The organism is Mesobacillus sp. LC4 (assembly GCF_053543455.1).
In genome coordinates this window covers 319,565-336,338 of sequence record NZ_JBGCUB010000002.1, presented here as the reverse complement: position 1 = coordinate 336,338, position 16,774 = coordinate 319,565, and the positions used below count along the sequence as shown (strand labels likewise).

Below are 16,774 nucleotides of genomic sequence, written 5' to 3'. Positions count from 1 at the left end.
AGACTTTTTTGAGGTGCCTGTCACCACCCGGATTTTGTCGAATGGCTTTGTATCAATGCATCTTATGAAAGAATGCGCAATCGGGTGGTGACAGGCACAACCCGGATTTTGTCGAACAAGAAGAAGGACCGACGTAAATTCGCCGGTCCTTCTTTTTTAGCTTTATTTTTATTGAATCCACGCACCGTCACTGCCGAGGCGGTAGCCGTCGATTGTTGTGTTGGCTGCCATTACGCCGCTGGAATACATGTAGTACCATTTGGTTCCTACTTTAACCCAGCCGGTCTGCATGATGCCTTCTGTATTCATGTAGTACCATTGGTTGTTCCATTTTAGCCAGCCGGTATCCATTGCGCCGGAGCTGTGGAAGTAATACCAGCTTGTGCCGATTTTCAGCCAGCCTGTTGCCATTGAGCCGTCTGACTTCATGAAGTACTTGACTCCGCCGTCTGTCAGCCAGCCTTTGTGCATGGCTCCGCTCTTTTGCATGTAGTACCATTTGTTGCTGTCCTTGATCCAGCCTGTCTGCATGATGCCTTCTGAGTTCATGTAGTACCATTTGCCAGTGTCATAGGCCCAGCCAGTCATCATTTTACCGTTGTTGTCGAGGAAGTACCACTTGTACTTATAGTAGACCCAGCCAGTTTGGGCTGCGCCACCCTCGAAGTAGTACCATTTGCTGTCGATCAGCTTCCAGCCGGATTGAATCTTGGTGCTTGTTGCTGGATCGTAATATGAGCGGACTCCATTTTCGATGACCCAGCCTTTTAGAGATGCGAGCATCGAATTGCGGTCTGCCAGTGTTGTGTAGCGTTTTGAAAGAACAGTACCAGGGTAATAGAATGATAGAATATTTTTGTATGTGTGGCCATTCATTGCCCGGTTCTGTGCACCATGCTGGCTCATGCCGACGCCATGGCCGAAGCCCGCACCTGTAATTGTGAAGAATCCATTTGCGTTGGAGACTTCTTTGATATAGATGTTTTTCATTTTATAGCCGAACAGGTAGCTGAAATCAGCTTCTGTGACGCTTTTCTTTTCTGCAGTCTTAAGGACGATTTTACCCTCAGCGTCCTTTGCAGCATTTTTGTCAAAGTAAGTGAATGTCAGGTCCCCTGCTTTCACACGTCCGCCGGAAGTTAGTGTGTGGAAATCGATTTTTTCGATGTCGACGATTTTATAGTTTTCTGGGTTGGTGGCAGAAAGGAACTTGCTTTTCACTTTGTTCGTGAACTCTTTATCCAGTTCTATTGTTTTGGCCCACCATGCTTCAGGGTTCGCAAGGTCCAGTCTGGATGCATCGATTTGCTGATCTCGTACCTGGATCGTGTGGTTTATTTTAGCGTCCAGACCATCGAATTCATCAGGCTTCGCAATCAAGTATGGATACTGGGACGTTCCCCAATAATCCAGGTTTGATTCAGTATGCCCTCCGTTTGAAGAAGAGTAGACCGCATCGATTGCCGCGCCGTTATATGTGATATATTCGCCTGCAGTAGCTTGGCCTGCCGTCCTAGCATTTGCATAGGTCGTGCCGGTCGGATCAAGTTCCTGAGCCCAGAAATAGCCGCCGTACGCCTGGTTGGAGGTTCCATCTACAATCTCGTAATTCTGCCTCCTGATTGCGTATGTACGTGCCGCTGCCGCCTGTGACTTTAGCGCTTCCACATGCCAGTTCGCGTACATTTCTTTAGGGACGACACCTTTGATGTAGTCTTCCATGAAGATCGAGTTGACAGGCTTGACCACACCATTATTATTGCTGAATGTGAACTTGCCGTTATAAGCGATGTTGTTCAGGTAGATGAAGCTGCCGGCTTTTAGAGGTGCAAGCGCAAGCGCACTGCCAGAACCTAGCTTCTTTGATCCCTCATAAAGGTGAACCTCGGTGGTACCTGCAGCTTTCAATGTATAGATTCTGCCTTCGGAAAGGACTGTATCAGCTGCCTGATCCAATATATACTTCCCCTTGACCTTCAGTGTTAACTCCTTATGTTCACCCAGATAATAGCTGAGCTTGACGTTTAGAATCGGCTCTGTGCCCGAAGCTTTGGCGTTTGGCAAGGCCAGGGATGACGCTGCAATGACAAAGGCTACCAACAATATGACGAATTTCCTCATAATTTCCCCCTATTACATTCTTTTCCTCTTATTCTACTATATTAGCAGTTTCGCCTGTAAAATGTTTACATGTAAATTTTACTAAAAATACAGACTGATAGATTCCATGTACACCGTTCGGGTACTCTTTTTGAAAGTCGGGGGTTGAAGAGTGAAAATAGGCCGAATGATTGGAAGGATATCCAGAAAATGATTATTTGGTGGGTAATGAAGAATAGGAGGAAATCTATTGGTTAGTGGCGAAATGTGCTGTATGAGATCATAAGAGAGGAATCTATCATGGAATATTTCCGTTACTCTTTCTACCAATTTATCCTGTTTTGCACGTTTTTTGTGTTGAATATCATTTTCGACCATTATGTCAGTGATCCATTTACGAGGGTGGATACGATTGCCATCCTTATTGGTATACCTGTTGTCTTCCTCATCTTACTACTTCAATCCAAGCTATATAAGCGCTTCGATTCTATAAAGATGTGGAAGAAAATCATGATTTCCATCCCAATACTGATTATCTCCATCCTTTTCGTTGGGTATATGGGGTATATGGTGTTTGGATTCAGATAGCTGAATTAGGGATTTATCTGTTATAAACCGAATAAAAGCAAACAAGGCCGGACAGCGTCCGGCCTTTCATTTTCGACAAATTTCGGGTGGTGACAGGCACCTGTCTAATCCCAGCTGACGTTTTCCTTGATGACTCTGGCGGGGTTTCCTGCTACCAGGCAGCCTGGGGGGATATCATTTGTTACAACCGATCCTGCTGCGATGATCGCTCCGTCGCCGATGGTTACTCCTTTAAGGATGGTTACTTTGCATCCTATCCAGACATGGTTGCCTATATGGATTGGAGCGGTCATTGGCGGTGTTACATCGTTATATTCAAGCTCGTGGAAATCGCTATCTATAATTGTTAAATCCCATGATAGAGCGCAGTCTGCACCGATCACGATTTCTTGGCTGGCGTAGATTTTGCTGTCTGCTGCTACATAGGTATTGTTGCCGATTTTCAGTCTCGCACCATCGTTTACAATGGCGACAACACCACGGCCGAGATTCACCTTGCCGTTGATCTCAAGGGTAGCATTCTTTCTGACCCGCATGACCGCTTTGGCTTCGCTAAGTTCCGAAACCGGGCGGCCAATTGATAGACGGCCATTGATGATGACCTTGGCGGTTTTATCTTTTTTGAATAAATGTCCCCTTCCACAGTAAACCGGAACACTGAATGGATTTTTAAGAGAGTATTTAGCACTTACCAGAATGCCCTTGATGACATCCGGAAGATAATGGCTCTTGTACGTTAACATCCAGATCGCTCCTCGTGATGGGATTTTTTAATATAATAGCAAGCTTCTCCTGACGTGTCATTAGTCAGCATTTCCCTTTTCTGGGCGGTTTTAACCGTATTGTTACAACGTCTGGAAGAGTTATCAATTTACCTAGGGAGATAGTCTTGATTATCTGGATTCAACATCCATCTGACTAGTATATATCCCCCGGGAATTTACAAATAAAACACCATTTTGTAATATAAAAATAATTTTTCGACAAAGCTCGGGGCGTGCCTGTCACCACCCGAACACAAATAAAAACAGGCCGGACTGCGTCCGGCCTGAATTCGACATATTTCGGGTGGTGACAGGCACCTATAATGCTGCTTTTGCTTTGTTGATGAGTGCTGCTCTTCTTTGTTTTTTGGCTGTTTCGTAGGCTGTTTTGTATTGTTGTGCGGCTGATGAGTTGTAGCCGTTGTCTTTCAGTTCTTTTACGAGTGCTTTGTAGACGTAGTTGAATGCGCCGTCTGTGTTGCGTTCGAGGATTTTGCCGGCAGTGTTGTATTTGGAATAGAAGTAGAAGTAGGATACTTCCTCTCCATTTTTCTTTTTCGCCACATATTCACCGATCGCATGTCCTACCAAAGCATCAATTTTTCCATTTGCCTGTGCTTCAAGCTCAAGGAAGCTCGGCTCGTACTTCGCAGCGATCTGCTCAGCAGTTGGCTTTGGTTTGCTGCTGCCTTTATTGGAACTGCTTTCGGTTGCTCCTGCTTGGGAAGAAACCTTCTTGTCTGTGCTTGTTGCAGACTGGCTTTTAGAACCAGCGTTTGTTTTTGAAGATGCTGTTGAACCAGTGGTGGAGGCTACCGTTGTTTCCCCAGAATCACCTTCTTCACTCTCTTCCGTTGCACTTCCTGCAGAAGTATTTTCACCCGCGGAATCGCTAGTAGCTACGTCCTCGCCACTCTCTTCAGCAGCTGAATCATCAATACCTTCTTCACCAGGAAGCGCGATATCATACTCCTCCGCGACTACATCTTTTACTACTTCATCTTGCGTTTCATATGTCTTTACTTCCAATAGATAATAAAGTGTTCCTGCTCCAGCCAATAACATGACGGAGATGACTGCAAGGAAGATTTTCCACTTTTTCATAAATAACCACCTCTAGTAATGAGTATGTTCACTCTGGCTGTAAGCAAAAAGGAAAAATTTCTCTTTTTACAAGAAAAACGCATGCGCCTTGGTCAGCCCCGACAAGCGTTGGAGGGCCGACCAGTGAAGTCGCTCTTTGGCTTCATTGGGCGGACCGAAACGACTCGAGGGTCTAGGCGCTGGAGCTAGACAATTCTCAAAGTAAAATTGGTTAAATTTTCATTTTTGTGTCAAATAAAATGAAAGCTGAACCGCCCATCAAGAACGGTCCAGCATCTTTACTTATTATTTAATCCAGGCACCATCGCTGCCTAGACGGTAGCCGCCAATTGTTGTGTTGGCTGCCATGACACCGCTGTTGTACATGTAGTACCACTTAGTGCCTACCTTTACCCAGCCAGTCTTCATGACTCCGCCGTTATCGAGGTAGTACCACTTGTAGTTGTACTTTAACCAACCAGTCTTCATGTCGCCGCCTTTGTTCAGGAAGTACCACTTTCCGCCATCCTTGATCCAGCCTGACTTCATCACTCCGCCGTTATCAAGGAAATACCACTTGGTGCCGTCCTTGACCCAGCCAGTTTTCATGAAACCGTCAGTTTTATCAAGATAGTACCACTTATAGCCGTTATACAACCAGCCTGTCTTCATGTCACCATCTACTGCATCAAGGTAGTACCACTTAGTACCTTGCTTGAACCAGCCAGTTTGCATTTCTCCATTGTAGTTGAAGAAATACCACTTGCCTTTGATGAATTCCCAGCCGCTTTGCATTACGCCATCAGCATTGAAGTAGAACCACTTGTTGCCGATTTTTTCCCAGCCAGTTTCAGCTGCGCCAGTGCTCTTATTGAAGAAGTACCAGTTGTTGTTAACTTTTTTCCAGCCAGTAACTAGTGCGCCTTCATTATCATTTTTCGTGTCTTCATCGAAGTAATACCAGTATGAACCTATTTTAGTAAGACCTTTTGCCATTACTCCATCTTCATGGAAGTAATAGGTTTTACCTTTGATTCTTTCGAAACCTGTCTCCATTACACCGGAACTCAGGTTCAGGTAATACCATTCGCCATTCCACTTCAACCAGCCAGTTTTCATGGCACCATTAGCTTCAGGGTCAAGATAATACCAGTCTCCACCATCTTCCAGCCAGCCAGTTACATGCTCGCCTTCAAAATCAATGTAATACCATTTGCCTTTTTCATAAGTCCAGCCTTCAATTCCCACAACAACCTGGAATGGAGACTGTGAACCATTCGCATCCGCTACATAAGCGTTGAAAGTATCTTGTCCAAGGCTTGCGACCATGTATCGCATTTCCTGGAATGTCGTCAGGTAATCTGTACCTTCTCCAATAATCTCAGCAAGTTCAGATAGCTTTAATTTTTCAACATTCATTGTTGCTACGCCATCTACAAACTTAATATCTGTTTCATCTCTATAAAGAGCTGAATCATTTGAGAAAGTTGATAGAGTGCTAGCATTGTCTGAGTAGAACTCAACAGCTGTTACTTGAACATCCCCATCTTTACCAGCAAGGTCAAGATAGAATTGGTTGCTAGCTACTTTTTCAAGTGTAACTGGACCATTGTTCGTAATCAACGTAATGCCATCTAGTTCAACTGCGTTAGATGCAGGAACTTCCAATGAATCGTTGGAAGTGAAAAGAACGTCAAGGACGTCAAAATCACCATTTCCATAATCAGCTGTTGCTGTTACCCATGCCTGATAGTTTACAGGGTACATCAGCTGACGCAGAAGCTGGATTGATACGCCATCGCTTTGCTTATCAAGATCGCCAAGTACTTCTGAAACTACGTACTCTGCTTTGCCGTCTGCTACTTGAATCGTAGCGTCAGGGAAGAAAGGATTTAAAGTCATGAATTCAAATGTTACAGATTCGACACCATCTGGTGTGAATACAGTGAATTTTTCCACTTTATCCGTTTCTTGTAGACCTACCTCGGAAATGAAGTCATCTACATTGAATTCCATTGAATCTTCATCTGGAGCAACGACATACTCTTTTCCAGCAATCGTCACGACAAAATCATAAATTGAAGTATCAGCAAACGACGCCTTAGGCGCGAGCACTGATAGCAACATTACAAAACCAAGAAATAAGACCGATAGTTTTTTGCTCAAAATTTCCCCTCCTATGTATCTGTTATTTTCTCAGGAGCAGGATGGATCCTGTTCCAGAATGTGGTATGCATGATTTATTTTACAAAATTCGTCTTAATTATACAATATCAATCTAGTAAACTTTACACATAGATATAGAGTTAATTATTGGGAAATCCACTCAACTTTTTTCCTAATAGAATCGTCTAAAGCTTAAAAACGAAAACGGAGGTGAAAAAATGCGAAGGGATAAAGTGATTGAGGAGCTGATGGATGAGTATGGAACGAAGGTGCTTCACCTTGCCTATTCATACGTGCGGAACCGGCAGACGGCGGAAGATCTGGCGCAGGAAATCTTCCTTAAGTGCTTTCAGAAATACGAGACTTTCGAGGGTGAAGCGCAGCTGCAAACCTGGCTATACCGGGTGGCCTCGAATCATTGCAAGGATTATTTAAAAAGCTGGCACCACCGGAAGGTTCTTGTCAGCGGCTATATCTCGTCCAAACTCGGCGGCCAGGAAGCTGGACCGGAAAAACAATTGATCCAGAATGCGGAGAACCAGGAGCTTGTTGATGCAATGTTCAAGCTGCCGTTAAAATATCGCGAAATTATCTTTTTATATTATTACCAGGAGTGTTCATTGAAGGAAGTAGCTGCAATATGTAACTTGAACATTAATACCGTCAAATCAAGACTGACACGCGCCAAAGAATTATTGAAAGCCATTTTACAAGAAAGGGGTGTGGACTATGGAAGATCAGCTGAAGAAACTGAAATCAGGTCTGAAGGATGAACTGGATGGCTTTGAGTTTGATGCGGGAATGAAGCGGAATGTATCCAGGCGGTTTGCGGAGAGCAGGAAGCCCGGAGGTGAATTTATTCGCAGAATGGTTCCGGCGGGTTTGAGTTTGGCCTTTTTGGCTATTTTTAGCTTGGGGATTTATTGGGTGATTGAATCAGATTATTCCAAGGACCTCGGAGACACGCCTCCTGCCAAGGAAGAGTCGCCAGTCGCTGAAGCACCAGATGACGAAAAGCCTGAGTTGATTGTACCGCCGTATGTGCCAGACGGATATGCATTCAAGCATACTCACACGAATGAAGATGTTTATGAACATATGTATATGAAGGAACAGAATGAAGCAGAGTATTTTGCCTATATCATGCGAGAGGAAAAACCTGAATACCCTGTTCCTGACATCACTGTTGAATTGGCAGATGGCCTGGTTGGCAAGATCAACAAGATTTCAGAAGAGCATCTCTTCCTTACCTGGCAGGATGAAGGTATGTATCAAATTGTTGAGCGTAAAGGAAGTCTGACCGTAGGCGAATTTAACAAGATTGCCGAAGCGATTATAAAAGCAAAGGGATACGAGCCGACGTTTGATCTACTCAGGTTGAAAATGGAGCCGGTGGTTGCCCTCGATGAGAAGGCAGCTGTAGAAATGCTGGCAAGGTACGATTATATTTGGAAGTCCGTTTATCAGGAGGCAGATACCCGGCCTGGCGGGAAGTTCCCTGACTTAAAAACAAAAGAAGAATTTTACCAGCTCTTCCTAGACTTTATGTCTTATGAATTGGTGGAAAAAACCTTTAAATTTCGCCTAGGTGAAAAAGCAGACGGAATTTATATTATCCCAATAGATCCAGTACCTAGCTTTTGGCCAGGGACAGAGTATAATCTAGCCCACATTTCAGAAGATGAATATCAGCTGACCCAGATACAGGCAACCAAGAACAAAGCACCCGAAACCCTGGTTGTCACCTATAAGAAAGCAGAAGGTGTATGGAAAGTAGAGTCAATCACCATAAAGACCGATTGACGCCTGGTCAAATATACAGAAACCAATTAAAAAGGCGAAGGCCCTCCCTGGCGGGAGGGCCTTCGCCTCTTCATTCGACAAAATTCAGGTGGTGACAGGCACCTGTTAAACAATCCCCGAATCACGTCTGACTTTTCTCAGCATTGATTCCCAAATCCTTGAGCTGATCGAGATGATGATTAGTGTCCATATAATACGGAATGCAAATTTAAGATTTTCATGATCAATAAACTCTGCAAGCCAGTTTCCTGCATAGTAGATGGTCGATGTGGAGATAAACAATAAAACAACAAATATAATGACCACTATTACTTTATGTTTCAAATTTATTTTTTTAATAAGTTCCTTATTCCTCACCAATATAAATAAGAGCAAAGAAAAGAACAAAAACGCCGCAAACCCAAGTGCACCCACCAAACAATCCCTGCCTTCACCATAAATAATCTATCTGCAATCAATCTAGTATTCTCCGTTTCTCCGCCAATTCCTTTTAAGTAAGGCTTGCTTAAGCAAATAAATTACTTCGACAAAATTCGGGTGGTGACAGGCACCTGTCGTCGGCACCTGTCCGAATGAATGGCACCTTTCCATAGACACCAAAAAGGAACGTCTGGTTGACGTTCCTCTTGAAATCTATATTCCTCATTGTTTCATCGCAGTCCTGGTTCTTTCGACAAATTTCGGGTGGTGACAGGCACTTGGCCGAATTTCGGGTGATGACAGGCACCTGTCATTTAAAGAACCCGACCATGATTTGTTTGAAGATGTTGCGTTTGCCTTCTTCTTTGAAGGTTTTTTTCTTTAATGAGTCGGTGTTGAGTTTGCTGAAGAATGGGTTGTTTTCTTGTTGGACGTTTTCTGGTTTCTGGACGATTAGTTCGCCTGGTTTGGCGCCTTTTTTGAGTTGTGTTTTGCCGCTTAGCTGCAGGCCTTTGCTAATTTTGCGCTTTTCGACGATGCCTTTTTCATTCAGGACGTAAATATAGCTGTTCTTCTTGCCCTTTTCGATGGCTTTCTCTGGAACTGTTGTTGCGTTTAGCACCTTTTCTGTGATGACGCTGACATCGACATGCGAGCCTTTTAGAATTTGTTCTTCTGTTTCTTCACTAAGCGTGATTTCGAAGGGATAGTGGCTCTCTGCATCCACAGATGGATCTGCTTCTGGGTATTCGGCAATCTTGGTCAATGTACCCTCGACCTTCCCTTTGAGCAGGTCGGATTGCACGTACACCTCCATACCTTCTTCTACAGCCTTCAAGTCGCGCTCACTGAACTTGCCTTCTACCTTCGGCTTGTCCGAAATAATGGTGACGATCGGATTTTTCAATTCGTAGTTGACCTGTTTCACTGTGCCTGATACTTCACTGTTCTTGCCAAGCTCATCGGTGCCATCATAGGAATCAATCAAATCTTCATATTTCTCGATTTCCGCTTCGACCCGGCCCTTTTCACGCTGCTTGTCATAGATTTCTTTTTCAAGCGAGACATTCATCAGTTCATTCGAATCATCCCTCGTGCTGGAGCCGTCCCCGAAGACCGGGGTACTGGCCGATGATGTCGAGGCCGAGACACTCTGCAAGTAGTTCAGCTGCTTGATTTGGTCATCAATCAAATTAGCTTCGGTGACGAGCTGGCTTTTTTCCGCCTTCAGCCTCGCCAGGTCCTCATCGATGTTGTTTGAAGAGTATTCGTACAGTGGCGTTCCACTGTCGATCTTATCGCCTTCTTTTACAAGGAAGCCCTTAAAATCGCCATCTTCGTCATTATAGTAAACCTGATGCTCTTCCTCAGGGGTGATGACACCGGATGCGTGGAGCGTCTCGGTAAGGTTGTCCTTCCCAACGGCAGCCCATTTATTGATATACGATGAGCGCAGCGCCTTGCTGTCATCCTTCAAAGCCAAATATAGATTTCCGGACACAAAAATAGCGCCGGCGGATAGTAGAATCGCTGTCTTTTTCTTCAACTGGTGCACCTCCCTTATAGAATCTTATCGAATTGGATGAATGAAACGAGTGCCGCAAACAGCCAGATGATGAGATTGATGCCAATGACCATCAGCAGGACGATCTTCGGGTTTTTACCTGTCAGCATTTTCAAATACTTGTATTCTATGAAAATAGCCCATACTTTAAAAATCGATATAGAAGCCAGGAAATAGATGACGAAATCATTTCCGGTTATGTATTGTGCAACCGTGCCAAGTGCGAACGGCGAGGAAACCTGAGTCAGGCCAAGTGAAAGCGCGAGCGGGATCCCGATTATTTTTTCAAAAAGGAAGATTGGCAGAACGAAAAATTGGACTGTCAGCAGCTTCTTAAGGTCCACATCGGACAGTGTCCAAAAGAATAATGCCGGCAGGAAAATCATGATGGCGCCGAAAACGATGCCAAGGATTGTCTGGCCAGCCATGAACAGAAGCTTTTGCATCTCGTATTCTTCCCGGGAAATCGATGTCAATTTTTTTGACAGATATTCCGAGCCAATCCCGAAATAAGCACTGATCCCGAATACCAGGCCGCTTAGCAGGATGAGCAGGAATGTATTTTTCCAGACACCGGGAACATACTCAGAATCCCTTAATTTGTATGTAAAATATTTATAATTAAACAAGCCGCGAAACACTTCTACTCGGTTATTCATCGTTTGTCCCCCAGGTTAGTCTTTGTATTTTCTATTCTATATGAAAAATTCCAATTATTAAAATAATATCAGGATGACATCTACTCTTTGGACGAACATTCCTGCCGCATTGTTTCATCAATTTGCAAAAACCCACATCACCTCTCCTCTAATGGCTCATTTTTGGTTATAATAGAAGAATATGTTTTTTTCGAATGGATTAAAAGTTACTTATGACACGATTTTAGCATTGCCTATCCAATAGGCTTGTCGAATTCTGACAGGATTTTGCAAAAAGTGAAGAATTGATGCTGCATGAACGGGGGAATCGCTGTGGCTGTCATACCTGATAACCAGGCACCGATTTTTAAAGAAGCTGCTGAAAAATTGAATAGGATGCTCAAATCGGAGGTCGAGGAGGACGCGCGTCTTGTTCAAAAAGGGCTGATGCTCTATCGCCAGGGGACGGTCCACCATCTGAAGTATATGGTGAAGTCGATCTGGGCGACGGTGCAGGACGTAACGCCGGTTCGTGTGTACATAAATGTGTCAGATCCTGAGGAGAGCAGCTGTACCTGCCCTGCTCATTCCTTCTGCCGCCATCGTTTGGCTGCGTTTTTTCAGGCGTACAGCGATGTCGCGAGTGTCTCTGACTGGGTCGAAGCCTGGCGCAAGCCTGCCAAGGAACAGCTGAATGCGGAAAAATGGGGCTTGCAGCGTGCCAAGGATCTTGTTAAAAAGGATACTCGGACGGGTCATGATTATGATAGCTGGGCCGCTTCCTTTCGTGAGAGCTTCGAGGAGATCGTCAAAGGCCAGGGCGAACCTAAAGCCTATGTTCTGCCCGGATTGTTCCGTTCCTATATTCGTCGCGTTGAGGTTTCTGCACCGCTGGAGGCTGTTTGGAAAAACCTTTATATGATTGCAGCTTGTGTCCATTCCTTCAATTTGCTCACTGAACTGGCCGGCGAAATGGGGCACGATGATATGCCGACAATGGACCGTTATTACCGGCCGCTGTTCGAGGATCTGTTCAATGATGCAGAGGAATACGTCGAGCGCCTTGCCTATGGGACAATGCCGTTTTCGTTTGATACGTTTTTGGAACGGCTAAAGGATGAAACAGTCGGATTGACGGTGCCCGATGCGTCTGTTGGTTATGACCGGATTGATTTGTATCGGCTGTTATGGGAAAAACTTTTTAAAAATGGCAGCTGGCGTGATGCCGAACGGGCTCGTCTGGAGGCGTTTGGCGATGATAAGCGGGATCTGGTCGAGGAAATCGCATTGATTCATCAGCTTGTTTTAGCGAAGCAAGACGGAGAAGCGTTGAAGGTATTCACTTCTCTTTCCATCGGTTCGCTTCCATATATGTTTTATTGGCTCGACGGCTTCCGCGTGCAGCGCGAATGGAACCGGATGGGTCCTTTCATCGAATACCTAGTCCAGCAGCTGCGGAATTACCTGAAGCACCTGAGTGATTATTATGCTTGTAAAAAATTCACCCGCTACGCCTTGAAGCTTGTCGGCACGTATACTCGTGAAATCGGCCGCGGCGAGCTGTATGACCGGGCGCTGGCACAGGCAATGCCATACAGCTTTTACGAATATGAAGATTCCTTATTTGAAAAACAGCAATACGAACAATGGGGCGAATTGCAGTCCTACTTCGGCTTTGAATATAATTCGATTTCAAGCGAGCGGATTAAAGTTTTACAGAAAGAAGCTCCTGAAGTCCTGATTCCGCTGTATCACCAGATGATCGGCGATTTAGTTGAAATGAAAAACCGCAGCAGCTACAAGCAGGCCGCACGCTTGCTCAAAAAGTTGCGGACGGTTTATAAAAAACTGAAACGTGTGCCGGAATGGGAAGAATTTTTCGGAAAGCTGCTCGTGAGGACGAAACGATTGAGGGCTTTCCATGAAGAATGTACAAGGAACAAGTTGATTGAGGTGGAGGAAGCATAGGGACTTAGTTTTTGCTCCTTTACGAAGGAAGCGTATGGTGCAGTTTAATGTGAGAAAGAGACAGGATAACCGTCCCCATGTCTCGCCAAGGAGGTGCTTTTGATGCTTGAGATTAAGCAGTTTCATATAGATGTAATGCCTGTTGCTGGCGGGCGGTATTTTTTAAGTGCTGAGGATTTTGATGGTTTTGACCTTAAGACCTCTGAATGGAAGAAGCTGCTCTTTTTCCGCCATAAGGAGAGTTATTATGGAACGATGCTGGAGGCTGACAAATGGGGTTCTGCCGAGGGTGTGACCTTGAGCGCCTGGCAGCTGGTGACGTTGTTTGGCGAGGAAAGCTTCAATCGGCTTGTCGAGTGGGAATGGGATGACCTTGGCGATATCTGCCTGTCGACAGCCCACGCGATTTATGATGCGATCCTTGCGAAGGAATGGCATCCTGATTTTACCCAGCTAGATGGCGAGGATTTTCGCTGGAAGCTTCCGGTGAGCGTGCTTGATGAGTTCCATGAGCCATTCTGGGAGGAAACTCTCAAGGTAAATGATGACCAACTAGCCGTGCGTGATTTCGTAGCGAATCTGTTCCATCATGGTCTGGAGTCCTACTTCCACGAAAATGAGACGATGAAGTATCTGCTTGGCGACAAGCTTGATGTTTTGCGGAAAAAGCAGCTATCCTCTTCACAGCTGGCTGCTTATTTTGACGAGGACCGCTGGCTTGAGTGGATTGGCCTTAAGGAAAATCCGGCACCGTTTTCGATTGGAATGCGCCTTGAGGAACCACTGGATGATCTTGGTGACTGGAAGCTTGGGTTATTTTTGCGCGGAAAAGAAGAGCCTATGCTGATTGAAGCCCGCGATTATGAAAGCTATCCTGCCGGCTGGGACTTATATAGCGATAAAGTTGAGGATGAAGAAAAGCGGCTTGCTGCGATTTTTCCATGGATTGAGGAAGACGGCCGCCTGAAATCTACTCTCTCTGAAGACGAAGCGTGGATGTTTTTGACCGAGGCAAGCGAAACGCTGATTGCACTCGGCATCGAAATTCTCCTGCCTTCCTGGTGGGAAGCGATCAAGAACGCGAACCTCAAGGTAAAGGCGCGTTTGAAGGGCCAGACTGGCTATCGCCGCTCATTTGTCGGCTTGAATGCAATGCTCGATTACGACTGGCGTTTTTCGATGAACGGTGTTGACCTGAGCGAGGATGATTTCCAGCGCCTTGTGAATGAGAAGCGCAGGCTTGTCTATCTGAAAGGCCGCTGGATCAAGCTTGACCATGGATTCATCCGCCAGATCCAGGATTTGATGAAGAAGGCTGATAAGGAAGGTCTCCACATCCGCGACCTGCTGCAGCAGGAGCTTTCGGATGAGGAAGAAGACGGTGAAGGTCTCGAGGACCCAAGGGCATTCGCTAAAATCCAGATCGAGCTGAACCGCCACTGGAAGCAGATGATGAAGCAGCTGTCAGAAACCAAGGAAATCCCGGATATGCCGGTTCCAGCTGGATTGCATGGCGAGCTGCGTCCGTACCAGAAGCTCGGCATGAACTGGCTGCTGTTCCTGCGGAAGTATGGATTTGGCGCCTTGCTTGCCGATGACATGGGCCTCGGGAAGACGATTCAGCTGATTTCTTATATCCTGTCGGTAAAAGAGCAGGAAAACGATGATCACCCGGCGTTGATCATCTGTCCGACTTCTGTTCTCGGAAACTGGCAGAAAGAGATCGAGCGCTTTGCTCCTGATTTGCGCGTCCATCTTCATTATGGGCCGAACCGCCTGAAGGGCAGTGCTTTTGCCGAAGAAGCAACAGGCTCAGATATCGTGTTGACATCTTATGGACTGACACACCTCGATTTCGAAGATCTTGAAAGCATTGAATGGAGCAGCATCGCGATTGACGAGGCGCAAAATATCAAGAATGCCGATACGAAGCAGTCGCGTGCGGTGAGGAAGCTGAAGGGCAAGCACCATATCGCCCTGACCGGGACGCCGATGGAAAACCGCCTGTCTGAGCTGTGGTCGATTTTTGATTTCACGAATCGCGGCTATCTTGGCAGCGCCGGACAGTTCCAGAAGCAGTTCATCCTGCCGATTGAAAAAGAAGACAAGAAGGAGAAAATCAGCCAGCTTCAGTCGCTGATCAAGCCGTTCCTCTTGAGACGGACGAAGAAGGATGAAGATGTGGCGCTGAACCTGCCTGACAAGGTTGAACAGAAGGAATACTGCCCGCTGTCTGTGGAGCAGGCTTCATTATATGAGCAGCTTGTAAAAGATACCTTCGCCCAGATCGAAACACTATCGAGCTTTGAGCGCAAAGGCCTGATTTTACAAATGCTAAGCAGGCTGAAGCAGCTGTGCAACCACCCTGCTCTATATTTGAAAGAGGAAAATCCGAAGCAGCTGATCGACCGGTCCGCGAAGATGGAGAAAATGATCGAACTGGTGAGCGCTGTCCTCGACCAGGAAGAAAGCTGCATCATTTTTACCCAGTATATCGGAATGGGTGAAATGATCCAGGCCGCGCTGAAAAAGAAGTTCGGCATTGATGTTCCGTTCCTGAACGGCAGCCTGCCGAAGACAAAGCGTGATGAATTGATCACAAAATTCCAGAACCGCGAATTCCCTGTGTTCCTGCTGTCGCTGAAGGCTGGCGGAACCGGGTTGAACCTGACTGCGGCAAACCATGTGGTCCACTACGACCGCTGGTGGAATCCGGCTGTCGAAAACCAGGCGACTGACCGCGCCTACCGCATCGGCCAGAGCCGCTTCGTGCACGTGCACAAGCTGATCAGCACCGGCACGCTGGAGGAAAAAATTGATGCCATGCTCGAGAAAAAGCAGTCGCTGAACGACCAGATCATCCAGAGCGACAGCTGGATCACCGAACTGTCGACTGATGAATTGCATGATTTGGTGTTTTTGTCATAAGCCGAAGGAGCGAGGGGCCGGACCCTTTGCTCCTTTTGTTTAGCGAAACGAAGGAAACATGGGGTGCGTCCTCATTTAAAGGTTAATGTCTCTTTTCTTTAACTCTGCTTTCAGAGTTTCTATTCTATCAATCACTACCTTCAAAAATATTAATCCAGAAACACTAAATATTATCGCACTAAAAAAATTCCCCATATTAGCAATTATTGATCCGAACATAATCCCAAGGCATAAAGATGGTGTTAGTTTCCAAGATAAGATTTTATTCAGCATTAGCTTTTCCCCCAATTTGGCTAAAATGCAGTTTCGACTACTAATTGATTTCCACTACAATATACTCCATAATTTTACAATTTCCTGTAAATCGATTAAAAAATCTTGTGTATTTCCTTAAAGAATTAAAGGGACGTACCCTTTAACAAAGGAAGCGCTGGGCTGGGTACTCATTAATTTATTGCTGTCACAGTGTTTGAAAAATAAACAGACAAACTCCGCTTAAATTGGAAACGACCCTTATTTTCTTAAAAATAAGGGTCATTTTTCCGTTTATTTCATCCCAATTGATGAATTTTGTGCTTTTTATAGACGTTAACCGGAATCTCTCCGCTTATATCGGTATAAAAAGGGTTCTCCATGTACAATAGACGGAATTTCTCCCCTTAATATCAGTTTCAAAAGGTCCTCCACATACAATAGACGGAGCCTATCCGCTTAAGAATTCACACATCTATACGAAAATCAACAATGGATGA

The 16,774-nt window shown here is 45.4% G+C and carries 11 protein-coding genes and 1 pseudogene; 5 read left to right on the top strand and 7 right to left on the bottom strand.

Annotation, left to right across the window (positions count from 1 at the left end):
* Window positions 1-168: 168 nt before the first annotated feature.
* The gene (locus AB5I83_RS08260) at window positions 169-2,121 is read right to left on the bottom strand and encodes a SpoIID/LytB domain-containing protein (protein ID WP_448974398.1); all 1,953 of its coding nucleotides are present in this window, start codon (window positions 2,119-2,121) and stop codon (window positions 169-171) included.
* A gap of 279 nt (window positions 2,122-2,400) precedes the next feature.
* Here AB5I83_RS08260 and AB5I83_RS08255 point away from each other — a divergent pair, with 279 nt between their 5' ends.
* The gene (locus tag AB5I83_RS08255; RefSeq protein WP_448974396.1) at window positions 2,401-2,688 is read left to right on the top strand and encodes a hypothetical protein; all 288 of its coding nucleotides are present in this window, start codon (window positions 2,401-2,403) and stop codon (window positions 2,686-2,688) included.
* Window positions 2,689-2,813: 125 nt separating this feature from the next.
* On the opposite strand, the pseudogene AB5I83_RS08250 reads toward AB5I83_RS08255, so the two are convergent.
* The 3 genes and pseudogenes from AB5I83_RS08250 to AB5I83_RS08240 form a co-directional block, all read right to left on the bottom strand.
* Window positions 2,814-2,966, bottom strand: a pseudogene (locus tag AB5I83_RS08250) (DapH/DapD/GlmU-related protein); the annotation flags it as partial.
* Window positions 2,967-3,770: 804 nt separating this feature from the next.
* The gene (locus AB5I83_RS08245; RefSeq protein WP_448974394.1) at window positions 3,771-4,556 is read right to left on the bottom strand and encodes a hypothetical protein; all 786 of its coding nucleotides are present in this window, start codon (window positions 4,554-4,556) and stop codon (window positions 3,771-3,773) included.
* A gap of 285 nt (window positions 4,557-4,841) precedes the next feature.
* Window positions 4,842-6,701, bottom strand: a complete 1,860-nt coding sequence (locus tag AB5I83_RS08240; protein WP_448974393.1) for a hypothetical protein — start codon at window positions 6,699-6,701, stop codon at window positions 4,842-4,844.
* 218 nt (window positions 6,702-6,919) lie between these two features.
* On the opposite strand from AB5I83_RS08240, the gene AB5I83_RS08235 reads away from it, so the two are divergent.
* Together AB5I83_RS08235 and AB5I83_RS08230 are read left to right on the top strand one after the other, a co-directional pair.
* Window positions 6,920-7,474 carry a sigma-70 family RNA polymerase sigma factor gene (locus AB5I83_RS08235; protein ID WP_448974391.1) on the top strand — a complete coding sequence of 185 codons (555 nt, stop codon included), beginning with the start codon at window positions 6,920-6,922 and terminating at the stop codon, window positions 7,472-7,474.
* Window positions 7,431-8,504 carry a DUF4367 domain-containing protein gene (locus AB5I83_RS08230; protein ID WP_448974390.1) on the top strand — a complete coding sequence of 358 codons (1,074 nt, stop codon included), beginning with the start codon at window positions 7,431-7,433 and terminating at the stop codon, window positions 8,502-8,504. The genes AB5I83_RS08235 and AB5I83_RS08230 overlap by 44 nt, the downstream gene beginning before the upstream one ends.
* Before the next feature lie 730 nt (window positions 8,505-9,234).
* Here AB5I83_RS08230 and AB5I83_RS08225 read toward each other — a convergent pair.
* Window positions 9,235-10,470, bottom strand: coding sequence for an efflux RND transporter periplasmic adaptor subunit (locus AB5I83_RS08225; protein WP_448974389.1), 1,236 nt, complete (start codon window positions 10,468-10,470; stop codon window positions 9,235-9,237).
* A 14-nt stretch (window positions 10,471-10,484) separates the two neighbouring features.
* Window positions 10,485-11,147, bottom strand: coding sequence for a hypothetical protein (locus AB5I83_RS08220; RefSeq protein ID WP_448974387.1), 663 nt, complete (start codon window positions 11,145-11,147; stop codon window positions 10,485-10,487).
* A gap of 312 nt (window positions 11,148-11,459) precedes the next feature.
* On the opposite strand from AB5I83_RS08220, the gene AB5I83_RS08215 reads away from it, so the two are divergent.
* The gene (locus tag AB5I83_RS08215; RefSeq protein WP_448974385.1) at window positions 11,460-13,094 is read left to right on the top strand and encodes an SWIM zinc finger family protein; all 1,635 of its coding nucleotides are present in this window, start codon (window positions 11,460-11,462) and stop codon (window positions 13,092-13,094) included.
* Between the two features lie 102 nt (window positions 13,095-13,196).
* Window positions 13,197-16,022, top strand: a complete 2,826-nt coding sequence (locus AB5I83_RS08210) for a DEAD/DEAH box helicase (RefSeq protein ID WP_448974383.1) — start codon at window positions 13,197-13,199, stop codon at window positions 16,020-16,022.
* A gap of 75 nt (window positions 16,023-16,097) precedes the next feature.
* On the opposite strand, the gene AB5I83_RS08205 is transcribed toward AB5I83_RS08210, so the two are convergent.
* Window positions 16,098-16,295 (bottom strand): hypothetical protein, encoded by a 198-nt coding sequence (locus tag AB5I83_RS08205; protein ID WP_448974381.1) that lies wholly within the window; start codon window positions 16,293-16,295, stop codon window positions 16,098-16,100.
* Window positions 16,296-16,774 lie beyond the last annotated feature (479 nt).